General features: G+C 59.8%; 17 protein-coding genes, 1 tRNA gene and 2 rRNA genes (1 of these 20 cut by a window edge). 7 read left to right on the plus strand and 13 right to left on the minus strand.

Annotated features, from left to right (window positions below):
- Window positions 1-16: 16 nt before the first annotated feature.
- The 7 genes from ACO6TG_RS12390 (at window position 17) to ACO6TG_RS12420 (ending at window position 8,642) form a co-directional block, all read left to right on the plus strand.
- The gene (locus ACO6TG_RS12390) at window positions 17-1,516 is read left to right on the plus strand and encodes a PLP-dependent aminotransferase family protein (protein WP_422378453.1); all 1,500 of its coding nucleotides are present in this window, start codon (window positions 17-19) and stop codon (window positions 1,514-1,516) included.
- Window positions 1,517-1,616: 100 nt separating this feature from the next.
- Window positions 1,617-2,693, plus strand: coding sequence for an extracellular solute-binding protein (locus ACO6TG_RS12395; protein ID WP_094072647.1), 1,077 nt, complete (start codon window positions 1,617-1,619; stop codon window positions 2,691-2,693).
- Window positions 2,694-2,841: 148 nt separating this feature from the next.
- Window positions 2,842-3,966 carry an ABC transporter ATP-binding protein gene (locus tag ACO6TG_RS12400; RefSeq protein ID WP_422378454.1) on the plus strand — a complete coding sequence of 375 codons (1,125 nt, stop codon included), beginning with the start codon at window positions 2,842-2,844 and terminating at the stop codon, window positions 3,964-3,966.
- Window positions 3,966-4,832: an ABC transporter permease gene (locus ACO6TG_RS12405; protein ID WP_094072649.1), complete on the plus strand. Its 867-nt coding sequence runs from the start codon at window positions 3,966-3,968 to the stop codon at window positions 4,830-4,832. The genes ACO6TG_RS12400 and ACO6TG_RS12405 overlap by 1 nt, the downstream gene beginning before the upstream one ends.
- 11 nt (window positions 4,833-4,843) lie before the next feature.
- Window positions 4,844-5,704 carry an ABC transporter permease gene (locus tag ACO6TG_RS12410; protein ID WP_094072650.1) on the plus strand — a complete coding sequence of 287 codons (861 nt, stop codon included), beginning with the start codon at window positions 4,844-4,846 and terminating at the stop codon, window positions 5,702-5,704.
- Between the two features lie 8 nt (window positions 5,705-5,712).
- On the plus strand, window positions 5,713-7,335 hold the full coding sequence (locus ACO6TG_RS12415) for a GMC family oxidoreductase (RefSeq protein ID WP_422378455.1): 1,623 nt from the start codon (window positions 5,713-5,715) through the stop codon (window positions 7,333-7,335).
- Window positions 7,336-7,343: 8 nt separating this feature from the next.
- Window positions 7,344-8,642, plus strand: a complete 1,299-nt coding sequence (locus tag ACO6TG_RS12420) for an FAD-dependent oxidoreductase (RefSeq protein ID WP_422378456.1) — start codon at window positions 7,344-7,346, stop codon at window positions 8,640-8,642.
- Between the two features lie 200 nt (window positions 8,643-8,842).
- Here the strand turns inward: ACO6TG_RS12420 and ACO6TG_RS12425 are convergent, their stop codons facing one another.
- From ACO6TG_RS12425 to ACO6TG_RS12485, 13 genes are all read right to left on the minus strand, one after another.
- Complete coding sequence (locus ACO6TG_RS12425; RefSeq protein ID WP_422378457.1) at window positions 8,843-10,462, minus strand: GMC family oxidoreductase; 1,620 nt, start codon at window positions 10,460-10,462, stop codon at window positions 8,843-8,845.
- Between the two features lie 82 nt (window positions 10,463-10,544).
- Window positions 10,545-11,555: a zinc-binding alcohol dehydrogenase family protein gene (locus ACO6TG_RS12430; protein WP_422378458.1), complete on the minus strand. Its 1,011-nt coding sequence runs from the start codon at window positions 11,553-11,555 to the stop codon at window positions 10,545-10,547.
- A gap of 1 nt (window position 11,556) precedes the next feature.
- Window positions 11,557-13,080, minus strand: a complete 1,524-nt coding sequence (locus ACO6TG_RS12435) for an FGGY-family carbohydrate kinase (protein ID WP_422378459.1) — start codon at window positions 13,078-13,080, stop codon at window positions 11,557-11,559.
- Window positions 13,073-13,915 (minus strand): class I fructose-bisphosphate aldolase, encoded by an 843-nt coding sequence (locus ACO6TG_RS12440; protein WP_422378460.1) that lies wholly within the window; start codon window positions 13,913-13,915, stop codon window positions 13,073-13,075. The genes ACO6TG_RS12435 and ACO6TG_RS12440 overlap by 8 nt, the downstream gene beginning before the upstream one ends.
- Window positions 13,906-15,633 carry a glycerol-3-phosphate dehydrogenase/oxidase gene (locus ACO6TG_RS12445; protein WP_422378461.1) on the minus strand — a complete coding sequence of 576 codons (1,728 nt, stop codon included), beginning with the start codon at window positions 15,631-15,633 and terminating at the stop codon, window positions 13,906-13,908. Before ACO6TG_RS12445 ends, ACO6TG_RS12440 begins: the two co-directional genes overlap by 10 nt.
- Before the next feature lie 61 nt (window positions 15,634-15,694).
- On the minus strand, window positions 15,695-16,690 hold the full coding sequence (locus ACO6TG_RS12450; RefSeq protein WP_422378462.1) for an aldo/keto reductase: 996 nt from the start codon (window positions 16,688-16,690) through the stop codon (window positions 15,695-15,697).
- Window positions 16,680-17,660 carry a sugar-binding transcriptional regulator gene (locus tag ACO6TG_RS12455; protein ID WP_422378463.1) on the minus strand — a complete coding sequence of 327 codons (981 nt, stop codon included), beginning with the start codon at window positions 17,658-17,660 and terminating at the stop codon, window positions 16,680-16,682. The genes ACO6TG_RS12450 and ACO6TG_RS12455 overlap by 11 nt, the downstream gene beginning before the upstream one ends.
- A gap of 23 nt (window positions 17,661-17,683) precedes the next feature.
- Entirely contained in the window at window positions 17,684-18,607 is a 924-nt protein-coding gene (locus tag ACO6TG_RS12460; RefSeq protein ID WP_422378872.1) for an ABC transporter permease, read from the minus strand.
- A 92-nt stretch (window positions 18,608-18,699) separates the two neighbouring features.
- The gene (locus ACO6TG_RS12465; RefSeq protein ID WP_422378464.1) at window positions 18,700-20,217 is read right to left on the minus strand and encodes a sugar ABC transporter ATP-binding protein; all 1,518 of its coding nucleotides are present in this window, start codon (window positions 20,215-20,217) and stop codon (window positions 18,700-18,702) included.
- Window positions 20,218-20,325: 108 nt separating this feature from the next.
- Window positions 20,326-21,285, minus strand: coding sequence for a substrate-binding domain-containing protein (locus ACO6TG_RS12470; RefSeq protein WP_422378873.1), 960 nt, complete (start codon window positions 21,283-21,285; stop codon window positions 20,326-20,328).
- 938 nt (window positions 21,286-22,223) lie between these two features.
- Window positions 22,224-22,300, minus strand: a tRNA-Met gene (locus ACO6TG_RS12475).
- A gap of 305 nt (window positions 22,301-22,605) precedes the next feature.
- A 5S ribosomal RNA gene (rrf, locus tag ACO6TG_RS12480) occupies window positions 22,606-22,720 on the minus strand.
- Between the two features lie 179 nt (window positions 22,721-22,899).
- Window positions 22,900-25,143 (minus strand): 23S ribosomal RNA (locus tag ACO6TG_RS12485) (it continues 477 nt past the right edge of the window).

Consider the following 25,143-nt stretch of genomic DNA (forward strand, 5'->3'; position numbering starts at 1 on the left):
CGTTGGTTTGCGCGACATGAAACGCCATGCCGGCGCGGTGCTGTCGTCGATCAAGATCGACAAGACGGCCGACAAGAAAATTTCCATTCAGCTCTATATGGCCTTGCGTGACCTCTTGATGACCGGGGCCCTGACACCGGGTGACCGCATGCCGGCGACCCGCACGCTTGCCCAGGAAATCGGCGTCTCCAGAACCACGGTGATCGACGCGATCGACCGGCTGATTTCAGAAGGTCTATTAGAGGCGCGGGTCGGCGCAGGCACGTTTGTCAGCGAAGCGCTGAACGAACGCCCCGCGCCCAAACCCTCGCAGAATATCAGCGATGTGCCCTCGGTGGTGCCGCGCCTGTCCCACGCCACCCGGCACGCCATCACCGACTTCGCGCCGCGCTCCCGCCTGCCGCACAAGTCCCAGGCCTTTGTCACCGCCCTGCCCGCGCTCGACGCCTTCCCGATGGCGCAATGGGCCAAACTGTCCGCGCGGCACTGGCGCAAGGACCGTGACCTGATCACGGGCTATGGCGAGCCGTTCGGCTACATGCCACTGCGCAGGGCCATCGCCCGCCAGCTGAATGCCTCGCGCGGGATCAAGTGCGATCCGGAGCAGATCTTCATCACCAACGGCGCCCAGCGTGCCTTCTCCCTGGTCGGGGGTATGCTGGTCAATCCGGGCGAAACCATCTGGTTCGAAAACCCGGGCGCTATCGGTGCGCGCAACGCCTTTGTCGCCATCGGCGCCAGTCCGGTACCGGTCGACGTCGACGAGGAAGGCCTGAGCGTCGAAGACGGTCTCGCCAAGGCACCGCATTTCCGGCTGGCTTTCGTCACCCCGTCGCATCAACAGCCGCTTGGCCATATCATGAGCCTGTCGCGCAGGCTGGCGCTGCTGAAAGCCGCCAATGAGGCCGACGCCATGATTGTCGAGGACGATTATGACGGGGAATTCTATTATGGCGATCAGCCGCCACCGACCCTGAAAAGCATCGATACCCATGGCCGGGTCATCTATGTCGGCACCTTCTCCAAGTCGCTTTTTCCCGCCTTGAGATTAGGCTTTGCCCTGGTCCCGGAAGGGCTCGTTGAGAGCTTCCAAAGGGTCTGCCTGACCTGGCTCAGCGGCGTTCCGACGGTCACGCAGGCGATCGTGGCCGAGTTCATGGACGAGGGCATGTTCGCAACCCACATCCGCACCATGCGGCAACTCTACAAGTACCGGCACGATATGCTGATGGAAGAGGCCAATAGTCTGGCCGGCAACATCGACCTGCAGCCGACCAGCAGCGGATTTCACGCCGTAGGGCTCTTGTCCGACAGGCTGGACGAGGCCAGACTGGTGGCCGGAGCGGCTGAAAACGGCATCACCACGGTCCCGCTTTCCCGCTACACGCCTGGCAAAATTCCGCAACGCGGCATCGTGCTCGGATTCGGCAGCTGCGCCCCGGAAGAGATCCGCAAGGGCGTCCAGATCCTGAAGTCGATCCTGCCTGAATGCTGCAAGGGCGAAGAGTTCTCCTGAAGTAATTGGACTGCTAAATTATCTGCAATGGATATATTTGGCAGGCCAATTCAGACCTACGCTTCTCGCCGGTTAGTTGCGTGTAATCAGGGAGGACGTCATGCATATCAAATCGACCCTCGCGGGCCTTCTGGCTGCGACCATGCTCGCCGGCGCCGGCTCGGCCCAGGCCGAGACACTGCGCCTGCTCACCTGGGGCTCCTATGCGCCCGATGAACTGGTGCAGAAATTCGAAGCGGAATATCCGGACATCGATGTTGAAGTCACCTTCTCCAACAACGAGGAAATGATCGCCAAACTGCGCGCGACCGGCGGTGCCGGGTTCGACCTGGCCCAGCCGAGTCATGACCGCATCTATGCCGCGCAGCTGGAATATGACATCTACAAGCCGCTGGATCTGTCCAAGATCGACACCGGCGTGATGGAAGCCAAGCTTCTCGATGGCGTGAAGGCCAACACCACCATCGAAGGCGACGTCTATGCCGTGCCGCACCAGTGGGGCACATCCGGCCTGATGGCCGACAAGAGCAAGGCCGCCGACTTCAAGAGCTGGGCCGATCTCTGCGACCCCGCCTACAAGGGCAAGACTTCGATGCGCCTGAAGCGCACGATCCTGCTCGGCACCGCCTTCTCCATGGGCGAGGACCCGTTCGCGGCCTATTCGGATCTTGAGAAATACCAGGGTATTCTGGACAAGGTCGCCGAGAAGCTGATCGAGTGCAAAGGCAACATCAAGGCCTACTGGAAAGGCGGCGACGATCTCTCCGCCATGATGCTTTCCGGTGAAATCGTCGCCTCCGAGACCTGGGATTCCACCGCCTACAAGCTGTTCGACCAGAACCCGAACATCGTCTTCGTGCCACCGAAGGAAGGCGCTCTGGCCTGGATCGACACTTTTGCCCTGCCACGCAAGGGCAAGGCGGATGACGCGGCCTACAAGTGGATCAACTTCGTGCTGCGTCCGGAAAACGTCACGCTGATGTCTGCCAGCACCGGTGCCATCGCAGCCGTCAAGGGTGGCAAGGACCTGCTGCCGGAAGACAAGAAGGCGGCCGTCAACGCAGCCTTCACCGATGCCGACATCGACAATCTGAAGTTCTTTGCCAACATTCCTCCGGGCGTGGAGGACATGGAAGGCAAGACGCTTGAGAAGATCAAGGCAGCCACCGGCGGCTGATCCCGTCGCTGAATGACGACACCGAGGCTGTCAGACGCTGTCCGCTCTGACAGCCTCATGTTCAAATAAGCCTGAAAAACCGACTTGAGGTTGGCCGCGACCTGTTGCCCGACCTCCACCTTAACGACCTATCCAGCTGGCCGCGTTCATGAAACAAGATACCCCGACCTACGACCTTGAATGTGTCGACATCGCCAAGAATTTCGGCTCCTTCCAAGCCGTGAAAGGCGTCTCGTTCGACATTCCGAGCGGGTCCTTCTTCTCCATTCTCGGTCCGTCCGGCTGTGGCAAGACCACCTTGATGCGCATGATCGCCGGTTTCGAGGATCCTTCCGGCGGCGACATCAAGATCAAGGGCAAGTCGGTGCTCGGCATGCCGCCCAACCGGCGCAACGTCAAGATGGTGTTCCAGCACCTGGCCCTGTTCCCGATGATGAATGTCTACGAGAACATCGCCTATGGCCTCAGATGCGCCGGCTTCGGCAAGGATCACATCAAGCGCAAGGTGCATGACGTCCTGGAACGTATTGCCCTGCCAGATGTTGCCGAACGCGAGATCCACCAGCTCTCAGGCGGCCAGAAGCAGCGCATTGCAATTGCCCGCTGCATGGTGCTCGACCCGGACGTCCTGCTGCTCGATGAACCGCTTGGCGCGCTGGATCTGAAACTGCGCGAAGCCATGAAGATCGAACTGAAGCTGCTGCAGCACCAGTTCAACACCACCTTCATCTACATCACCCACGACCAGTCGGAAGCGCTGGTGATGTCCGACAATGTCGCGATCATGAACCAGGGCGAGTTCGAGCAGATCGGCACGCCGCAGGAGCTTTACCACCACCCGAAGACCGCCTTCGTTGCCGGTTTTGTCGGTGACAGCAACCGCTGGTCCGGGACCGTGAAAGCCAGCGACGGCAGCGGCGGCAAGGTGGAAACCGACCAGGGCCTGCCGATGAGCTTTTCAGCGGCAGACGGCCAGCGCATTTCGGAAGGCAGCAAAGTCGAGATCTTCGTCCGGCCTGAGTTCATTCGCACGGTGCGCGTGTCTGACATGGGCACATCCGGCCAGGAGGGCGACAACCAGATGGACGGCACCATCGACAGCCTGCTCTTCAACGGTGCCAACAGCCGTGTGCTGGTGCGCACCGGCAGCGGCGAACTGATTGAATCCGACGTCACGCTCACCGGAGACAATGACCTCAAGCCCGGCGAGGCCGTTCGCCTCGTCTGGTCGTCGAAACAGGCCATGTGTTTCACCCGCCCGGAGGGCGCGTGATGCAGAAGGACATCAAACGTCTGACGCTGATCCTGCTGTTTGCACCCTTTGCGCTCTGGATCGCACTGCTGATCATTCTGCCGCATATCGGCATGGTGATCCTGTCGCTGAAGGAAAAGGTCGCCCCGCGCGTTTATGAATACAGCTTTGCCAACTACCTGGAATTCATCAACGAACCGATCTACTGGAACACGCTTCTGCGCACCGGGTCCATGTCGCTCCTGGTAACCGCCCTGGCGCTGCTGATCGGGTTTCCGATCGCCTATTACATCGCCAAGATCGCCGGCCCGCGCGCCCGCGGCGGCCTCTTCCTGCTGTGCCTGATCCCTCTCTGGGTCTCCGACCTGATCCGCTCCTTCGGCTGGATCCTGCTTCTGCGCGAGACCGGCGTGATCTCCAACTTCCTGCTCTGGACCGGCCTGATCGGCCAGCCGGTGGAGTTCCTCTACAACGATGCCGCCGTCATCGTCGGCCTTGTCTATACCGTCATCCTGTTCATGATCGTGCCGCTGGTCTCCACCCTCGACGGCATGGACAACTCCATGATCGAGGCGGGCTACAATCTCGGCGGCAACGGCTTTACCGTTTTGCGCCGGATCATCATCCCCTATGCAATGCCGGGCATTGTCGCCGGCTGCATCGTCACCTTCATGCTGACGGCCGGCTCCTATCTGACGCCGATCCTGCTCGGCGGAAAGAACTCCTCCTGGTTCACCGAACAGATCTACAACCAGTTCATCACGCGGTTTAACTGGGAAGGCGGCGCGGCCTTCGGCATGCTGCTGCTGCTCTTCACCTCGCTCGTCATCTGGCTCGGCCTGAAGCTGTCCGGTCAGACGCTTGCCAACACCGTCGCCAAGAGCTGAGGAGGACAGAGATGCTTGCGCAAAAGAAATCCTCGCCGTTCCTGCTCGGTTACCGGCTCTACGTCGTCGCCTTCTTCATCTTCCTGGCGGCCCCCCTGATCTCGGCCGGCGCCTTTGCCTTCAACGACAGCCTATTCCCGGCCCTGCCGTGGCAGGGCTTCACACTGGACTGGTTCTTCTCCGACACGGAGCCCAAGCTCGGCATGTTCCATGACCGGCGCCTGCTGCAGGGACTGTACTACTCCTTCGTCATCGCCATCTTTGTCGCCGCGCTCTCGGTCTTTGTCGGCACGACAAACGCGTTCCTGTTCGTGCGCGGCGAGTTTCCGGCCAAGAACTTCTTCTACATCCTGATGGTGGTGCCGCTGGTGATCCCCGGCGTGATCCTCGGCATCTCGATCCTGGTCCTGGCCAGCGACACGGCCAATTACGTCGAGAACCGCTTCGATCTGGAACTCGAATTCCTGCGCCCCGGCATCCTTCTGGTGGTGCTCGGCCAGTTCTCCTTCATTGCCACGATCACCTCGCTGGTCATCACGGCGCGGCTGAAGAAATTCGACGCCACCATGGAAGAAGCGGCCTTCAATCTCGGTGCCAGCCGGGCGCGCGTCCTGCGCACGATCACATTGCCGTTCCTTAGACCAGCCATGATCGCCGCCGGCATCGTCGCCTTCCTGGTCTCCTTCGAGAACTTCAACACGACACTGTTTCTCGTCGGCTCCGAAGCGCCGCTGACGATCACCATGTATGATCGCATGGCCAAGGTCGGTTCGACGCCCGTCCTCAACGCGGTCTCCTTCGTGTTGATGGTCGGCTCCGGTCTGCTGGCCCTGCTCTCCATCCTGGTCCAGCGCGACAAGTCGGCGGGGTAGGCAACGAGATGTCGGAGTATGACTTTGTCATTGTCGGCGCCGGCTCGGCGGGTGCCGTCCTGGCCGACCGCCTGTCGGAAGATGGCAAATACACCGTCTGCGTGCTAGAAGCCGGTGGCTCGGATCTGAATCTTTGGATCTGGATGCCGATCGGCTACGGCAAGGCTTTCTACAACAGATCCATCAACTGGATGTATTCCACCGAGCCGGATCCGGGGCTCAACAACCGGTCCGGCTACTGGCCGCGCGGCAAGGTGCTCGGCGGCTCCAGCTCGATCAACGCGATGGTCTATATCCGCGGCCAACATGCGGATTTCGAAGACTGGAAGGCCATGGGCAATCCGGGCTGGGGCTGGGACGATGTCCTGCCTTATTTCAAGCGGTCCGAATGCAACGAGAACGGTGCTGACGACTTTCGCGGCGGCGACGGCCCGCTGCACGTGTCCAGCATGGCGAAAAGCGTCCATCCGCTCTGCGCACATTTTCTGGACGCCAGCGAGGACGCCGGGTTTCGCCGCAACCCGGATTTCAACGGCAGCACGCAGGAAGGTGTCGGTCTTTACCAGATCACGGCCCGGAACGGCTTTCGCATGTCGACCGCCAGGGCGTATCTCTCGCGCGCGAAAAAACGCAAGACCGTCGACATCCTCACCAGGGCGCACACCACCCGTCTTGTTCTGGAGGATGGCCGTGTCACCGGTGCCGTCTACAGCCAGGGGGGCGACGAAAAAACGGTGCGGGCTCGGCGGGAGGTGATCCTCAGTGCAGGGGCCGTCAACTCACCACAGATCCTGATGCTGTCCGGCATCGGCGACGGCGACACGCTCAAGGCAAAAGGCATTGCGCCGAAGGTCCACGCTCCTGCCGTCGGCCGGAACCTGCAGGACCATCTCGGCCTGGACTATCTCTACCGCTCGAAAGTGCCCACGCTGAACCAGCAGCTCTATCCCTGGTGGGGGAAACTTGCCCAGGGCATCCGCTATGTCCTGACACGAAGCGGCCCCCTGTCGCTCAGCGTCAATCAGGCCGGCGGGTTTGTGAAGAGCAATGCGGACTGCGAGCGGCCGAACATGCAGCTCTATTTCTCCCCGGTCAGCTACACCAAGGCGCCCAAGGGCAAACGCCCGCTGATGAACCCGGACCCGTTCCCCGGCTTCCTGCTGGGCATGCAGCCGACCCGTCCGACGAGCCGCGGCCATATCGGCCTGCGCTCGGCAGACCCGTTCGACGCGCCGGAAATCCACCCGAATTCCCTCAGCACCAACCACGATCTCAACGAGATGATCGAAGGCTGCAAACTCCTGCGCAAGATCGCCGCGAACCCGGCCCTGCAGTCGGTGATCGACGCTGAAATCACGCCCGGCCCCGTCATTCAGTCGGACGAAGACATGCTGGAAGATGCACGCAACCGCGCTTCCACCGTGTTCCACCCCGTCAGCACCTGCCGCATGGGACCGGACAGAAGCGAGAACGTGGTTGACGCGCGGCTGAAGGTCTATGGTGTCGAAGGCTTGCGTGTGGTCGACGCCTCGGTTTTTCCGACGGTGACGTCCGGCAACACCAATGCCCCGGCCATCATGGTTGGCGAGAAGGGGGCTGACCTCATTCTGGAAGACACGCGGGCAGCTTAGGAGACCAGATGACAGAGGCGTTGTTTGCAGACGGGTACAAGACGACGCCCTACTGGCAGGACGTGGCGCCATCTGTCCCCCTGCCCGACACGGCTCTTCCGCCGGACATCGATGTGCTGATCGTCGGCGGCGGCTACACCGGGCTGAACGCCGCCCTGCAGACCGCTGGCGAGGGCCTGGGCACGCTGGTATTGGATGCCGAACACCCTGGCTGGGGCTGCAGTTTGCGCAATGGCGGTCAGCTCTCCACCAGCCTCAAACCATCCTTTGCAGCCTTGACCAGGAAATACGGCATCGAGCTTGCCACGCAGCTCTGTCTCGAGGGCCAGGCATCTCTCGACTACATGCACGCCTTGGCCAGCGAAGACGGCATCGACATGGGCCTCAGAGAGGTTGGCCGCTTTCATGGGGCTCACAAGCCGCATCTTTATGACACGCTTGCAAAGGACAGCGCAGCAGGACACCCGGTCTGGACCACCGACACTTTCATGGTGCCCCGGGACGAAATGGCTGCCGAACTCGGCACGGAAGCCTATCACGGCGGCATCGTCTTTCCGCGTCATTGCAGCATCGATGTCGGCACCTATCACCCCTCGCTGCTGAAAAAAGCGCTTCGCACCGGCGCAAAAGTCAAGGGCGCCTGCCGGGTGCTGTCGATCGAACGCAGCTCCACCGGCTTCACGGTCCTGACAACGGAAGGCGCGGTCAGGGCCGGCAAGGTGATCCTTGCCACCAACGGCTATTCCGGCGCCCTTTCCTCCTGGCACCAGCGCCGCCTCATCCCCATCGGCTCTTACGTGATTGCCACCGAAGAACTGCCAAGTGATCTTGTCGACAGGCTGTTCCCGACCGACAGGGTGCTCTCCGACACGCGGAAGCTCGTCTATTACTATCGCCTGTCACCAGACCGCAAACGTGTACTCTTTGGCGGCCGCGTCTCTTTGAGCGAAACCGATCCGCGCAAAAGTGCACTGAAGCTGCACCGGGACATGACGGCTCTTTTTCCCGAGCTTGCAACAGCAAGGATCAGCCATGCCTGGATGGGATTTGTCGGCTACACGTTCGACACGTTGATGCATGCCGTTGAAGACAACGGGCTTTATTTCGCCGGCGGCTATTGCGGCTCGGGCGTCGGCATGGCGAGCTATCTCGGCATGCGCATCGGCCAGAAAGCGGCCGGTCTTGAGAAGACCCCTTCGGCTTTTGAACGCATCCCCTTTCCGACAAGGCCATTTTACACCGGCACGCCCTGGTTCCTGGCCCCCTCGGTTCTGGTCTACCGGATGCGGGACAAGTTCGGGATCTGAGACGTCAAAGCCCCCTCACATCATCCCCCAACACCCGGCAACCGCGCCGCAAACGCGACCTCATCTTGAGCAGGACCGAAAGGCCCGTCTCGAAGGATCGGCCCCTTGTCTCGGAGACAGCAGCCCATCCTTCGAAACGCGCGCAAGCGCGCTCCTCAGGATGAGGCCGGTGTCTGTTGCTAGATGGATTGGAAATGAGCCTACGCCCGGGCACCGGCCCGCATCATGTCCACGGCCTTTTCGGCGATCATCACGACGGGGGACGCCGTGTTGCCCGAGACGATTTTCGGCATGATCGAAGCATCGATCACACGCAGCCCCTCCAGGCCGCGAACCCGCAGTTCAGGATCGACCACCGATCCCTCGTCAGCCCCCATGCGGCAGGTGCCAACGGGGTGGAAAATGGTGGTGCCGATATCGCCTATTCTTGACAGAAGCTCTTCGTCGCTCTCGACCTGCGGTCCGGGCAGGATCTCCTCCGGTCGATAGCCGGCAAGTGCCCTTGCGGTCATGATCTGACGCGCCTGACGGACCGACTTGACCGCGATGTCCTTGTCTCTTTCGGAAGACAGGTAGTTGAGTCGAATGTCAGGCTGCGCCAGGTTTCCATCCTGTGTGACATGGACAGAACCAACGCTTTCGGGCCTGAGATTGCAAACCGACATGGTGATTGCCGGGAACGGATGCAGCGGATCCCCAAGCTTGTCGGTCGACAGCGGCTGAACATGATATTCCAGGTCCGGCGTTTCCAGAGACGGGTCCGACTTGGTGAACATGCCGAACTGGCTCGGCGCCATAGACATCGGCCCGGATTGGGTCAGTGCATATTGCAGGGCGATCTTCGCCTTGCCGAACAGGCTGTTGGCCATCGTGTTAAGGGTCCTGGCGTTTTCCACCTTGTAGACCGTCCGGATCTGCAGGTGATCCTGCAGGTTCTCGCCCACACCGGCGCTTTCATGGCGCACCTCCAGGCCGCGCTCCTTCAGAATATCCGGCGCACCGATACCCGACAGCTCCAGAATCTTCGGTGAATTGATGGCCCCGGCGGCGAGCAGCACTTCTCGCTCAGCCATTGCCGTCAGAGTGCGGCCCTTGTGTGTAAACCGAATACCTGCGACGCGTTTGCCGTCCAGAACAAGACTGTCCGTCTCCGCATGGGTAAGCACGCGCAGGTTCGGACGTTTCATGGCCGGACGCAAAAAGCCCTTGGCGGTGTTCCAGCGCACGCCCTTCTTCTGATTGACCTCGAAGAAGCCGCTGCCCTCGTTGTTGCCGTCGTTGAAATCAGCACGCGGTTCGATCCCGAATTCCCGGGCCCCTTCCTGGACGGCCTTCAGGATGTCCCATTCAAGCCGCTGCTTGGCGACCTTCCATTCTCCGTTCTCGCCATGCATGTCGGTCTTGCCGGCATAATGGTCTTCCGATTTCAGGAAGTAAGGCAGGACATCCTCCCAGGACCAGCCGACATTGCCAAGCTGGCGCCAGTGATCATAGTCGGCCGCCTGGCCGCGCATGTAGATCATGCCATTGACGGACGAACAGCCGCCCAGAACCTTGCCGCGGGGATAGACCAGGCTGCGGCCGTTGAGCCCGGGCTCTGCCGCGGTTTTCATCATCCAGTCCGTGCGCGGATTGCCGATGCAATAAAGATAGCCAACCGGGATATGCACCCAGTGATAATTGTCCGACCCGCCCGCTTCCAGCAGCAGCACCTTCACCGACGGGTCTTCCGTCAGACGGTTGGCGAGAACACAACCGGCCGTTCCTGCCCCGACGATGATGTAGTCGTAGGTTCCATCCAATCTGTCCGGCGCGCTCATGAAAAGTCCGTTCTGCTTCTGGGTTTTTTGCACTTGATAATTTGAGCACTCTGGGCGCCAGGAAAAAAGGTAGCCCTTGAGCCTAGTACCGGACAACGAGTTTTCCGATCATCGCGGCTTTTTCGATGATCTCGTGTGCCTGTTTCAGGGTCGCGGAACTCAACCCGTTCAACACCCTGGTCTCAATTGTCGAGATCACGCCGTCTTCCACAAGGCGTGCCATGCGGGCAAGGATCTCGCCCTGCCGCTGCATGTCCGGCGTGCCGAAAAGCGACCGGGTGAACATCAGTTCCCACATCAGCGCGGCAGATTTTCCCTGCAGTTTGGAAATGTCGAGCGTATCGGGTGTTTCGACAATCGTGCCGATCCGTCCTTGCGGCGCAATCAATTCGCACATGGCGTCCCAGTGCTGTGCCGTATCGGCGTATTGCACGATGTAGTCGACATGTTCAAACCCGGCCGCGCGCGTGCTTGCAACGAGATCGCGATGATCGACGACGTGATGGGCGCCCATCTTGCAGCACCAGTCGGATGATGCCGGTCTGGAGGCCGTCGCAATTACCGTTGCATTCGACAGCTTGCGGGCGATCTGGGTCGTCACCGAGCCGACACCACCCGCCCCGCCAATCACCAGCAGCGTGAAGGGCCGTTCGTCGGAGGGCACCTGAAGCCGTGAAAACAGCATCTCCCAAGCGGTCAGGCTGACCAGAGGCAATGAGGCAGCCGACTCAGGCGATGAACCTTTGGGGGCCCTGGAGACGATCCGATGATCGACGCATTGCATCTCGCCATAGGAGCCGGGCCGATTGGCATCGCCCGCATACCAGACGCGATCACCCGGCTCAAAACCGTCCACACCGACGCCGCAACTCTTGACGATGCCGACCGCGTCATAACCGAGCAGAAAGGGCGTTTCGTGCGGTTTCTCGGCGGCAGTTCGCACCCGGCGTTTGGCGTCAGCGGGATTGACCGAAACGGCTTCGACGGAGACCAACAGATCCTTCTCGCCCGGCACGGGATCGTCGAGCTGAACGTCCAGGAGGCTGTCGGCATCCGTGATCGCCAGCGAATTGTAGAACCCTACGGCTTTCATGTCACAAGTCTCCCGGATTGCGCAGTGCCGCCAACTCGGACCAGACCGGCCGCATGGCTTCAACCAGCTTCAGATAGATGGCGTAACGGGTGTCATAGTGGGATTGCATGGCCGGGTCGGGCCGGTGGTGACGCCTTGTCCCCGTCATGGCCGCTACCGCGTCTTCGTAATCCGCAAAGAGACCACCGCCGATACCGGCCCCGATCGCAGCCCCCAGAGCCCCAGTCTCCTGCGCCTCGGCAACTCGGATCGGAACCCCGAGGCAGTCTGCAAACATCTGCGGCCAGATCGGGCTGCGCGATCCGCCCCCCGAAAGAACAGCCTCTTTGAATGGAACGCCGGACGCCGTGAGCGTTTCGATATGCCGGCGATGTTCAAACAAAACCCCCTCGAACAGGGCCCTCAAGAGATGGCCTTCGCCATGCCAGCCGGCCAGACCGTAAAAGCCGGCGCGGAAATCGGCCCCCTCCCCAGAGCCATAGAGAAACGGATGGAAGAAAGGATCATCGATGGCCGGCGAGACCTTGCCGATCACGTCGTTGCAGTGGCCAAAGGGATCGTCGTGATGCCTTCCACGCTCGACCAGTTCACGCACATACCATTCCAGATTGGCCGCGGAGGTGGCGCTGGCTTCGATATTGACGAACCGGCCGGGCGCGAAGCCCGCCGCCATGAAGATGGCGGGATCGTTGAGCGGTTCCCTTGAGAACACCTGATTGATGCTCCAGGTGCCGGCAATAATCGAGGCCTCGCCCGGACGCACCACGCCAGACCCGAGCGCGCTGGCGACGACGTCGAAATAACCTCCGACAACAGGCGTGCCCTCGGCAAGTCCTGTTGCGGCTGCCGCCGGCGCGGTGACGGTGCCGGCGATCTCTGCCGGCGCCACCAACCGGGGCAAAAGCGCCTCCGCATCCTGCAGACCAAACCGGTCCAGAATATCCGGGTCATAGCGGCAGTCCGGCATGCGGAGAAAGCCGCAGCCCGACATATCGGAAATATCACTGACGCGTTCACCGGTGAGCTGATAGGTGATGAAATCCTTGCATAACAACACTGTCCCGGCTGCATCATAAAGCTCCGGCCGGTTGGACCTGATCCAGCTGAGGAGAGAAGGTGTCTGCGATGGCCAGGGTTTCTGCAGACTGAGCGCATGCAACTGCTCGCCATGGCGCTGCGCTAACGTCGCCGCATGATCGGCAGCGCGCGTATCGAGCGACTGGATGCCAAGAAGCGGCTCGCCTGCCTTGTCGAGGAGATACAGCCCGTTTCCGTGCCCGGCGCAGCCGACGGCTATAATTTGCGCGGGATCGATCGCCGCCTTCTCAAGGCAGGCCCGGATCACATGCTGCGCATTCTGCCAGAGTTCGGCAAGCCCCCGCTCCACATGTCCTGGCCGGGGTGACAGCGACTGGCCGTCCAGTGCCGCCATCGCGACCTGGCGCCCGGTCAGGTCGAACAACACGGCCTTGATCACCGTGTTGCCTGCGTCCAGCCCCAGCAGATATGTCGTCTTGTCAGCCACGATTGTAGATGTCCCATGCTTCGTCGCCATCGGCGCCCTTGTGGATCATCGCCATCAGGGCAGCGACGACCGCTTTCGGGTTGTCATGCTGATAGATATTGCGCCCGTAGACCATGCCTTTTGCGCCCTGCTGCATGAGCGCTGCCGATTTTTTGAGTACGGTCTTCAGATCTTCCTTGCCGCCCCCGCGCACAAGAACCGGTACCCGGGCCGCCTCGACGACGCGGTGAAAATCGCCCGGATTGTCGGTCGGGTCAGCCTTGATGATGTCGGCTCCCATCTCGCTGGCCAGGCGCACGAGCGTGACAATCTTGTCCGCGTCACCATCAACCTGATAGCCGCCGCGAATATCGTTTGGCAGCATCACCAGCGGCTCGATCATCAAGGGCATGCCGTATTTATGACAGGCTGCCCGGACGCGCGAGATGTTCTCTACACATTGGCGAAACAGCTCCGGTTCGTCTGGAAGCATGAAGAGGTTGACCACCACGCAGGCGGCATCCATCTCCAGGGCGCCAATGATCGGCTCGTCCGCATTTTGCAGCATCGACCACATGACCCGGTGGCGCTGGTCATTATAAGGATTGCCCATGTCGATCCGCATCACCAATGCCGGCTTGTCCTTTTCCGGACGCCCCTGCAAGAGGTCGGCCTGACCATAGGCCATCTGGATCGCATCCGGTCCCGCCTTCACAAGCGTATCAACCACGGCGGCCATGTCCTCCAGGCCAACCATAAAGCTGGGCTCGTTGCAGACACCGTGATCGACCGCAACATCGAGGCAACCGCCATGGGTGAACATCCGGTTCATGCGGACTTTCGGGCTCAAACGCATATTCTGCTCCTGCTGATTTCTTCGTTCTGTGGCGCTTCAAGCGACACGCCGTGATAGGTTTCAAGCTCGTCCACCAGGCTTCTGCGCTGATGGGCCGTGTCTTCGGCGGACCACCCCAGCTCTGCCGCGACGATCTCTGCCAGCCTGTCGACCAACTCAAGGCTGAGCTGGCCCCGGATCGCCAGGGTCGTCCGCCGCAGCACGATGTCGGCAAGTGTGACGACCCATTCGCAGCTGGCCAGCCAGGCGATCTCGGCTTCGGTGATTTCGCTCGTTGCGCCCAGTCGGGTGTCATCGTCACGGGTCTGGCAGAAGGCGAGGATCTCTCGTGCCGCCGTGCCATAGGTCGCAGCGCAATGCGCTGCCCGCTTCTGGTCAATACCGAAACTGGAAACGAGATCCCGTTCCAGGATCGCGGCCGCCTGGGGGAAGTTCCTGCCGCCACCGATGGGCAATTTAAGCGTCCCGGTCTTGCGTGTGTGGCCGAGAGCCGTCAGCACCTCGTCGGCAGTCTGCTCGGCAAAGGCGCGGAAGGTCGTCCACTTGCCGCCGATCATGCAGATCTGCGGCACCGGCCCCTCAAGGCGCTGCGTGAAATGTCCGCGGGAGATCCGGCCGGTGAAATCGTGATCGCTTTTTGGAAGAGGACGAATGCCGCTATAGCTGAAGACGATGTCTTCCGCACCGAACGCAAGATCGGGAAACACCAGCCGGAGCGAGTCCAGAATATAGGCCTCCTCCTCCGGCTCACAGCGCACCCGGCGCGCAGACGCCACCCGAATGTCCGTCGATCCGGCAAGCACCTTGCCGAAAAACGGAAAGACAATGCAAACCCGGCCATCCGAATTTTCGAAATAGACCATATGACCGCCGAGCGCGGCTTCAAGCTCCGCATTGTCCAGAACGAGATGCGAGCCCTTTGTGCCGGATACCAGCGCATCGTGGCCGGTTTTGCCTGAAAGTTCGTCGATCGCATCATCCAGCCAGGCGCCGGTTGCGTTGACAATGATTTTGGGCACAACCGGCAGGGCCTGGCCGGTCAGTCCGTCTTCAACGCAATAGCCGTTCCCCTCGGGTTTCAGGCAGGCATAGTTGAGGATGGCGCAGTCCGGAGCGCGCTCCGTGGCATCTTTGAGCAATTCAAGGCCAAGACGTTCCGGGTGGCTGATCCAGGCGTCGTGGTAGGTCGCTGAGCAGCGGATCGCCTCGGTTAGTTTCGGCCACCTGCTATGCGTGGCCGACGCTCCGTCGAACCGGTGTTTCGGCAACAAACGGCGCTTGCGGGTCACCCAGTCATAGAGCGTCAGTCCGAGTTTGATCGGCAAGGCTCCCCTGTTGGCGGGTTTGCCGGACACACCGAAAAAACTTGCCGCGCTGTTCAACAGGCCTGAAAAATAGGACGTGATCGGGATGACTGTCGGCAACGGGTGCACCAGATGCGGCGCATTGCTCAGCAACGCGTCGCGTTCCCGCAAGGATTCTCGCACCAGGTCGAATTCACCGTTTTCCAGATATCGCAAACCACCGTGGATCATGCGCGACGGCGCGGCGCTGCAACCGGAACAGAAGTCATTTTTTTCAATGAGGAGCACCTTCAGCCCCTGCAGCGCCAGATCGCGATAAACGCCGATACCGTTGATTCCGCCGCCGACAATGACTGCGTCGAATGCACCGTCACGGGCTATCCGGTCCCATATGGTCTGCCGTTCTGCGGACATGCCTCTCCCGTTCGCCGAAGTTGCCTTCAGCGCCCTTCCGTCTCAGTAAGTGGTGACTGACTTAAGCGGCGAGCTCAGTCAGGTGGACAGCGGCGGCCGTGCCGATGACGTCGATCTCCTCCGCCGTCAGAAGCAGCCGTCCAGCCTTTGCGTTTTCAGCCGCCTGGTCCGGGTTCCGCGCACCGCAGAGCGAGAAGGTGATGCCCGGTTGCTGCAGCGTCCACGCAATAACCACCTGCGCCTTGGTGGCGTTGTGGGCCGCGGCGATGGGTTCGATCACTTCCATCAGCAACCCGACTTTCTGCCGGTTTTCGATGGAAAAACGCGGATTGTCCTTGCGCTGATCGTCTCCGTCGAACTTGCGGTCCGGCCCGATCTTGCCGGTGAGGAGTCCAAGCGCCAGCGAGGAATAGCTCAACACGGACACACCGTTCTGCCGGCACAGCGGGATCAAGGTTGTTTCAATGTCCCGTTTGACCATCGAATATTCTTCCTGGATGGCGTCGAGCTGCCCTGCCGCCACGTAGGCCCTCACGTCATTCGCGGACGTGTTGCTGGCGCCGATCGACCGGATCTTGCCCTGGGATTTCAATGTCTCCAGCGCCTCCATGGTCTCGTCGATCGGGGTCGTCGGGTCCTGCCAATGCGTGATGTAGTGGTCGATTGTTTCCGTGCCGAGCCGCTTCAGGCTCTGCTCGACCTCGTAGATGATTGCGTCCTTGCCGAGATAGCGGTGCACCGGCGCGCCGTCATAGTCGAAAAAGTGATTGCCCTTTTGGGAGTGCCAGACGAGGCCGCATTTGGTGGCAAGGACCACCTGGTCGCGGCGGCCCCTGATCGCCTTGCCGACGATCTCTTCGGCAACGCCCTGGCCATAGGCCGGCGCGGTATCGATCAGGGTCACGCCTTCCTCAATGGAGGCCCGGATGGCATCGACCGAACGGGCTTCATCCGTCCCGCCCCACATCCAGCCACCGATGGCCCAGGTTCCGAGCCCGATGGCCGACGCCTTGATGCCGGATCGGCCGATTTCGCGCGTCAACATTTCATGCGACATCTTGCTTGCCTTCCATGGTTGCAAGGACCTCACTGGCAGTGTCCTCGTCCAGAATAAGTGAATTGAGATAGTTGCCATTGAGGACCGAGCGGATCGGCCAGACCTTCTCCTCGCCCGAAACAACCCCGATCACGCGCGAACATTGCTGCAGTTCCGAGGGATGCAGGGCGACGAGACGGGAGTTCAGCGCGTAGTCCGCGACACTGCCATCTGTCCGGATCAGGTAGGCCAGGAACTCGGCGCTGACGCCGCTGCCGACCAGCATCTTGCGATCAGCGTCGGGCATCGGATGCAGGTCGTAATAGCTTGAGCCCGGCGTTGCGATGGACCCGATACCGACCAGGGCCACCGTTGCCCGGCGCGCCAGATCAAGCGCTTCCCGGATGGAGGCGACTTCCATCAGCATGTCGCGCTGTTCCCGGCTTTCGGCAAAAAGCGGTGCGTGCAACTGCATGGCCCGGCCGCCAAGCTTGTCGGCCAAGAGCATAGCCTGATGGTTGACGTCGGTGTGATACTTGCCCTGGACGCCCCCGGTAAAAGGCACGACGGTGATATCGAACTTGCGGTCCGTCTCGATGTTCTGCACCACCGCACCGACCGCCTTGCCACCGGTGATCGCGATGACGTCTCCGTCGCGCAAGGTCTCGACCAGGTGGTTGGCCGCCGCAAGCCCAACCTGCCGGAGCGTGGTTGCCGGACTGCCCTCGACGGCGGAGGTCACCAGTGCCTTTGCGAGCGGTGTCGCCTCTTCCAGAAGGTTTTCAAGGTCGCTCAGACGCTGGAACGGGTTCTCGATATCGATCTTGACCATGCCGAGCTTGCGCCCCTGGGTGATCAGGCGGTTGACCTTGGAGGTCGACAGGTTGAGCAGTTCCGCAATTTCCGACTGTTTCTTGCCCTCCAGGAAATGCAGCACCAGCACCGTGTGCATCTGGCGCATCAGCTCGATATCGGTTTTCTTGTCAGCCATGAAATCCAGCCTTTCGTTATGCGTCAGGCGCGCTTCTTGACCAGATAGTGGTCGATGGAAACAGCGGCGAGCAGGATCGACCCGCGGATGATGTCCTGCCAGTAGACCGAGACATCCAGAAGGGCGAGCGAACTGGAGACCACGGACAGCAGCACCGCGCCCAAAATCGCGCCGAAGATCGTGCCCGAGCCTCCCTTGAGACTGGCCCCACCGATCACGGCTGCTGCAATCACATTCAGTTCCATGCCGATACCGAAGGTTGGCTGGGCCGAGCCGAAACGGGCCATGTAAATGATCCCGGCAATGCCACAGAGCGCGGAGCAAAGCGTTGTGGTGAAGAAGATCACCCGCTTGGTCCGGATCCCGGAATAGGCGGCGGCCTTCTCATTGGAACCGGTGTAGAACACCTTGCGGAACAGCGTGGTTCTCCGCAGCATGAAGTCAAAGCCGATCACCACCACCAGAAAGATCAGGATGACCACCGGGATCGGCCCGATCGAGCCCTGACCGATGAACTTGAATTCCGGCGGCAGCGTGAAGAGGCCGAGCGGGCGCCCACCCGTCCCAAGGAGACAGGCCCCGCGGGCGATCACCATGACGGCCAGCGATACAATGAAGTGGTGCAGGCCGACACGGGTGACAAAGAAGCCCATGAAAGCGCCAATACCGGTGCAGGCGGCAATCGAGATTGCGGAGGCCACCCATGGATCAACACCGTTCAGGAACAGCCAGCCGGCGATCACCATGGCCAGCGCCGTGACGGAGCCGACAGAAAGATCGATGCCGCCCGAAATCAGCAGGATGGTCATGCCGACCACGACGATCCCTTCAACGGCGAAGGCCATCACCATGGCGCGCATGTTCACCCAGGTCAGAAAGTAGGGTGAGGCGAAGGACATCACGATGAACAGCACCAGGATGATGGCGATCAACCCGGTCTCGCGCATCCGCAGGAGGCGGCGTATCAGGGACGCCTCCGGCGATTTGTTGTCTGGTGCGCCCGTCAGCGAGACAGCGTCTTCCATGGTTCCCCCCACTGTTATTGTATGGCTGCCTGGGCGCCGACCGACGCCAGGTGCATGATGTTTTCTTCAGTCATTTCGGTTCCCCGGACTTCACCGCTGATGCGGCCTTCGCGCACCACGAGCACGCGGTCGCAGACACCGATCAGTTCCGGCAATTCGGAGGAGATGACCAGGATGCCGACACCGCTTGCGGCAAGGTTCCTGAGAATGCGATGAATTTCCGCCTTTGCACCGACATCGACACCCCGGGTCGGTTCGTCCAGGAAGATCAGCTTGGGATTGACCGACAGCATCTTCGCGATCGCCACCTTCTGCTGATTGCCGCCGGACAGCGACGACACCGGATCGGACAAGGCGCCGTATTTGAGATTGAGTCGTGTTCCAAGTGTCTCGGCCTGCGCCTCTTCCCGCTGCCGGACGATCAAACCCAGGCCGTTGGCCACCTGCTCCGGTTTCAGGGCGGAGACATTTCCGGCAATCGGCATGTCCAGAAAGATGCCGTCGCCCTTGCGATCCTCGGAGAGATAGACAATGCCCTCCGCAATACTGTCCTGGTAGCTGGTGAGGTCAAGCGGCGTGCCGTTCAGCACCACCTCGCCGCTGACCTCGCCCTCGAGCCGGCAGATGCCCTTGACGATCTCGCTCCGCCCTGCCCCGATCAAGCCGGCAAGCCCCAGGATTTCGCCTTTCTTCAGTTGAAACGACACATCCTTGAACCTGGTCCGCTCACGAAGATTACGCACATCCAGAATGATCTCATCCGACCGCTCGGCCTCGGATTGCTTGCGCGGATACAGCTCGTCGATGACCCGCCCGACCATGGCGTTGACGACATCATCCGGTGTGATCTCGGCGACGTTGCGTGTGGTGATGTGCTGGCCGTCCCGGAAGACGGACACCCGATCGCAATTGTCGAAAATCTCGACCATACGGTGCGAAATGTAGATGATCGAAATGCCCTTGTCGGCGAGCCGGCGCATGATCCTGAACAGGATCTGCGCCTCTTTTTCGGTCAGTGCAGCGGTTGGTTCATCCAGGATCAACACCCGGCAGTCGAGCGTCAGCGCCTTGGCGATCTCGACAAGCTGCTGATGGGAGATGGAAAGATCCCGCACCAGGGTTGCCGGGTTGATATCGACAAGCTCGCCAAGCACATCGGCGGCCTTTTTTTCCAGCGCCTGATAGTTCATCAGCAGCGAGCGGCTTGTGTTGGTCGTTGCCATGAAGATGTTTTCTGCAACGGACACATCCGGACAGAGCGCGATTTCCTGGTGCACGAAGCCCACGCCCAGCTTCTGGGCCATGGCCGGTGAGGTGATTCTGACGGGCGCCCCGTCGAAAGCGATCTCGCCGCTGTCGGGCTGCAGGATGCCGTCGATCACGTTCATCAGCGTCGACTTGCCGGCACCGTTTTCTCCTGCAAGCGCGTGGATCTCGCCCCGGCGCAGTTCGAAGTCGACGCCTTTCAGGGCACGGACAGGCCCGAAGGACTTCGAAAGATTGGAGATCTTGAGAATCACATCGTCGGTCATGACAGCTATCTTGGTATTGCTGTTGTCTGGAAAATGCGCTGCCCGCACCTGTAGGATCTGCAGGGACAGCGAAAAGCCCGGGGCGAACGCCCCGCCCCGGGAACCGGATCAGCTGGGATCGCGGCCTTCCATGTAGACATTAAGGTCGAAGCTGTCGGCGTTTTCCTTGGTGATCACGGCAAATCCGTTGTCAACGTAAGGGATCTGCACCGGGTTGTAGCCGGAGACCTTGTAGTCGTTGAAGGGATCGAACACGTCGGAATGCGCCGCCAGGAAGGTGGCCATGAACCCCATGAAACCCTGCATGCCCTGGTTCGGATTGAGCGCCATATGAATGTTGCCGGCCTTGATGTGTTCCAACGTGGTCGGCGTGACATCGGCGTGCATGATCAAAACCTTGGCTTCAGCCTCCAGTACTGCTGCAACTGCACCTTCCGCGGAACCGGCTTCCGGAATCCAGAGTGCTGCCAGGTTCGGATTGGCCTGCAGGATCGACCCCGTTGCCCGGTAGGCGGCGTTGCTGTCCTGATTGGTCGCCTGCCGGCCGACCAGCTTCATGTTCGGGTAGTTCTCTTCCATATAGGAAATCAGCGCCGTGACACGAAGGTCGTGATTGGACTGGCCCGGATTTTCCAGAACCGCATATTCGGCAGTGTCGCCCACCTGGCTGACGATCTCCTCTGCGGCGAACTTGGCCTCGGCCAGGTTGTCGGAAGTGATGTAGGCGGTGCGGTTGGATTTCGGTGAATCCGCTGCAAAAGTCACGATCTCGGTACCGCTCTCCATCGCGCGATTGATCGGCTCGATGAACGGATCCGACTGCATCGGGTGCAGCAGGATACCAGCCGGCTGTTTCACCATGTCCTGCTCGAAAGAGGCAATCTGCTTGGTGATGTCGTAGTCCGGCGTGCCGGAAAAAATGGTCTCGCAACCAAACGCTTCGGCCGCCTGCTTGAAGCCCTGATAGACCGGCACCCAATAAGGGTGGCCCGAGACCATCACGTTCATGATGTAGGTTTCGCCCGGCTCGCATTTCAAACCATTTGCAGCCGCCGGTGCTGCGGTCATGATCGCGGCAGACACGGCTGCCGATGCCAGAATGGCCTTCACTTTCAAAGCGCCCATAGTTTCCTCCCTAGAGCTGCTCCTCCCGGTCCTGCAGCTTTGCCACCTGATTTCAGCGCGGACTGCAAGAAATTTCAAGTGCCGGTTTTTATCCCGACAAGGACAGAGATAAGGGACACGCCAACGCGGGGTCAAACAGTTTTGGTATTTATTTCTTTTTCTGAAATTAATTTCATGCCGCAAGAATCTTGCTTACAAAAAGAGCCGCCCAGTAAGTGACGCAAACGATTGAAAAAACTCGAAAACTGCATCCAGATCGACCTTTTTGAAAGGTAAAGTTCAAGACGCAATAAACGCGACAAGATCATCACAAGAGGTGTTTCTGACTGAATTTGTCTCGTGGTCCGGTCGTCTCAACCAACCAAAAACCCGGCTTTTGGCCGGGTTATTTGTTGGTTTCGGGGTCTGTCTTTTCTGTTTGCTTTGCTTGATTGGGCCTTTGGGCTTGTCGCTTGTGGTGAACCGGCAATCAGGCCTTTTTGGCGCGTTTTGCCAGGTCCGCTTCGTGTTTTTCGCTGAGCGAATACGACAACAGCCCCACCCCTTACGGGATGAGGCTGTTATCGAATTTGGTTGGGGGAGCAGGATTTGAGGAGTTTTCTGCCCCGTTGCGTCGGACTTGCGTCCTCCTTGCGGGGCCCCCGTCAGGTGCAAATCGACGACCCCTTCCAACAAAAAACCCGGCTTGTGGCCGGGTTATTTGTTGGTTGCGGGAGCAGGATTTTATGTTCGCGTTGCTCCATTGCGCCTTCGGGCTTCGCCCTTGTCGTGAACCGCAAAACGGGCCTTTTTGGCCCGTTTTGCCAGGTCCGCTTCGTGTTTTTCGCTGAGCGAATACGACAACAGCCCCACCCCTGACGGGATGAGGCTGTTGTCGAATTTGGTTGCGGGAGCAGGATTTGAACCTGCGACCTTCAGGTTATGAGCCTGACGAGCTACCGGGCTGCTCCATCCCGCGTTATTTTTTGGTTCCGGGTTACCGAAGTATCCTCGGTGGGCTTTTTTTTGCCCGGACATTTTTGTTTTGCGCGTCCTCGATCCTTCGGATCTGCGGGCGTCGCGTGGGCTGCTCCATGTGGGGCACACCCATCATTTCGGGTTGACCGGAAGACTGCGCTGATATGGGACAAGAGATCCGGAGCGCAGCGGAGGCAAGGCCAAGTGGCCGCCGGCCGGTCAGGCCGCCCCCGCGGAGCGCAGCCCAAAGGGCGGTACGCGCGTGAGCGACAGACAAATTGAAGAGATTCAAACTGCGATTTGCAGGCCTGGCGGCGACCTACTCTCCCACACCTTAAGATGCAGTACCATTGGCGCTGGGGAGTTTCACGGCCGAGTTCGGGATGGGATCGGGTGGGGGCTCCCCGCAGTGGCCACCAGGCCGGCGAAGCGCAGTTTGTTTTCGTGAACTGGTCTTGTTTGGTTTTGATTATCTTAAACGCGCTCAAGTAGTCCAAAGGACGATAGCGCACTTAAAATGATCTGGGATTGTACGGCAGGGCCAAACCGAAGGTTTGGCGGATATGCCGGACGATTTCAGATGAACATTGATTAATGAGAGCGATCAAGCCGAACGAGCTATTAGTAAAGCTAAGCTTCATGTGTTGCCACACTTCCACACGCTTCCTATCGACGTGGTGGTCTTCCACGGCTCTTCAGGGAGAACTGGTTTTGAGGTGGGTTTCCCGCTTAGATGCTTTCAGCGGTTATCCCTTCCGTACATAGCTACCCTGCAATGCGGCTGGCGCCACAACAGGTCCACCAGAGGTACGTCCATCCCGGTCCTCTCGTACTAGGGACAGATCCTCTCAATTCTCCTACACCCACGGCAGATAGGGACCGAACTGTCTCGCGACGTTCTGAACCCAACTCACGTACCACTTTAATTGGCGAACAGCCAAACCCTTGGGACCTGCTCCAGCCCCAGGATGTGATGAGTCGACATCGAGGTGCCAAACAATGCCGTCGATATGGACTCTTGGGCATCATCAGCCTGTTATCCCCGGCGTACCTTTTATCCGTTGAGCGATGGCCCTTCCACGAGGGACCACCGGATCACTATGGCCGTCTTTCGACTCTGCTCGACTTGTCAGTCTCGCAGTCAGGCAGGCTTATGCCATTGCACTCAACGAGCGATTTCCGACCGCTCTGAGCCCACCTTCGCGCGCCTCCGTTACCATTTGGGAGGCGACCGCCCCAGTCAAACTACCCGCCACACACGGTCCCGGATATTGTTGTACCGCGGTTAGATATCCATGACGACAAGGGTGGTATTTCAAGGGTGACTCCACAAGAGCTGGCGCCCTTGCTTCGACGTCTACCACCTATCCTACACATGTCGTGACGAATACCAGTGTGAAGCTGTAGTAAAGGTGCACGGGGTCTTTCCGTCTGACCGCAGGAACCCCGCATCTTCACGGGGAATTCAATTTCACTGAGTCTATGCTGGAGACAGCGGGGAAGTCGTTACGCCATTCGTGCAGGTCGGAACTTACCCGACAAGGAATTTCGCTACCTTAGGACCGTTATAGTTACGGCCGCCGTTTACTGGGGCTTCAATTCGGTGCTTGCACACCTCCTCTTAACCTTCCAGCACCGGGCAGGCGTCAGACCCTATACGTCGTCTTGCGACTTCGCAGAGCCCTGTGTTTTTGATAAACAGTCGCCACCCCCTGGTCTGTGCCACCCCAATCCGGTTGCCCGAACTGAGGTCTCCCTTCTCGCGAACTTACGGGAGCATTTTGCCGAGTTCCTTCAGCATAGTTCTCTCAAGCGCCTTGGTATGCTCTACCAGTCCACCTGTGTCGGTTTCGGGTACGGTTTATACGGTGGAGCTATTTCCTGGAACACCTTCGCTGCACCCCCAATCCAATAAGGAGATACAACACACGGCATCCGTCACTACCACCAAGCTGCAGAATATTAACTGCATTCCCATCGACTACGCCTTTCGGCCTCGCCTTAGGGGCCGGCTAACCCTGCGCCGATTAGCGTTGCGCAGGAACCCTTGGACTTTCGGCGAGCGGGTCTCTCACCCGCTTTATCGTTACTCATGTCAGCATTCGCACTTCTGATATCTCCAGGACCCCTCACGGGTATCCCTTCGCAGACTTACAGAACGCTCCGCTACCGCGTGCTTACGCACACCCGCAGTTTCGGTGTATGGCTTGAGCCCCGGTACATTTTCGGCGCGGAACCCCTTATTTAGACCAGTGAGCTGTTACGCTTTCTTTAAATGATGGCTGCTTCTAAGCCAACATCCTGGTTGTTTTGGGAGTTCTACATCCTTTCCCACTTAGCCATAACTTAGGGACCTTAACTGGCGGTCAGGGTTGTTTCCCTCTCCACAATGGACGTTAGCACCCACTGTGTGTCTGCCGGATAGTACTTCTCGGTATTCGGAGTTTGGTTAGGATCAGTAAGGCGGTAAGCCCCCATAGCCCATCCAGTGCTCTACCCCCGAGAGTATTCATCCGACGCTCTACCTAAATAGATTTCGCGGAGAACCAGCTATTTCCGAGTTTGATTGGCCTTTCACCCCTAGCCACAGCTCATCCCCGACTTTTTCAACAGGCGTGGGTTCGGTCCTCCAGTGCGTGTTACCGCACCTTCAACCTGGCCATGGCTAGATCACTCGGTTTCGGGTCTAATCCAACGAACTAAGCGCCCTATTCAGACTCGCTTTCGCTGCGCCTACACCTATCGGCTTAAGCTTGCTCGTTAAATTAAGTCGCTGACCCATTATACAAAAGGTACGCTGTCAGGCTTGCGCCCTCCAACTGTTTGTAGGCATCCGGTTTCAGG

The organism is Roseibium sp. (assembly GCF_965233565.1).
GTDB lineage: Bacteria > Pseudomonadota > Alphaproteobacteria > Rhizobiales > Stappiaceae > Roseibium.

Coding starts and splice junctions, on each gene's coding strand:
- ACO6TG_RS12405 (WP_094072649.1), top strand. CDS start 3,966: ATGCAGAAGGACATCAAACGTCTGACGCTGATCCTGCTGTTTGCACCC.
- ACO6TG_RS12445 (WP_422378461.1), bottom strand. CDS start 15,633: ATGTCCGCAGAACGGCAGACCATATGGGACCGGATAGCCCGTGACGGT.
- ACO6TG_RS12440 (WP_422378460.1), bottom strand. CDS start 13,915: ATGCGTTTGAGCCCGAAAGTCCGCATGAACCGGATGTTCACCCATGGC.
- ACO6TG_RS12430 (WP_422378458.1), bottom strand. CDS start 11,555: ATGAAAGCCGTAGGGTTCTACAATTCGCTGGCGATCACGGATGCCGAC.
- ACO6TG_RS12465 (WP_422378464.1), bottom strand. CDS start 20,217: ATGACCGACGATGTGATTCTCAAGATCTCCAATCTTTCGAAGTCCTTC.
- ACO6TG_RS12470 (WP_422378873.1), bottom strand. CDS start 21,285: ATGACCGCAGCACCGGCGGCTGCAAATGGTTTGAAATGCGAGCCGGGC.
- ACO6TG_RS12450 (WP_422378462.1), bottom strand. CDS start 16,690: ATGTCGCATGAAATGTTGACGCGCGAAATCGGCCGATCCGGCATCAAG.
- ACO6TG_RS12455 (WP_422378463.1), bottom strand. CDS start 17,660: ATGGCTGACAAGAAAACCGATATCGAGCTGATGCGCCAGATGCACACG.
- ACO6TG_RS12420 (WP_422378456.1), top strand. CDS start 7,344: ATGACAGAGGCGTTGTTTGCAGACGGGTACAAGACGACGCCCTACTGG.
- ACO6TG_RS12410 (WP_094072650.1), top strand. CDS start 4,844: ATGCTTGCGCAAAAGAAATCCTCGCCGTTCCTGCTCGGTTACCGGCTC.
- ACO6TG_RS12400 (WP_422378454.1), top strand. CDS start 2,842: ATGAAACAAGATACCCCGACCTACGACCTTGAATGTGTCGACATCGCC.
- ACO6TG_RS12415 (WP_422378455.1), top strand. CDS start 5,713: ATGTCGGAGTATGACTTTGTCATTGTCGGCGCCGGCTCGGCGGGTGCC.
- ACO6TG_RS12460 (WP_422378872.1), bottom strand. CDS start 18,607: ATGCGCGAGACCGGGTTGATCGCCATCATCCTGGTGCTGTTCATCGTG.
- ACO6TG_RS12425 (WP_422378457.1), bottom strand. CDS start 10,462: ATGAGCGCGCCGGACAGATTGGATGGAACCTACGACTACATCATCGTC.
- ACO6TG_RS12395 (WP_094072647.1), top strand. CDS start 1,617: ATGCATATCAAATCGACCCTCGCGGGCCTTCTGGCTGCGACCATGCTC.
- ACO6TG_RS12390 (WP_422378453.1), top strand. CDS start 17: ATGAAACGCCATGCCGGCGCGGTGCTGTCGTCGATCAAGATCGACAAG.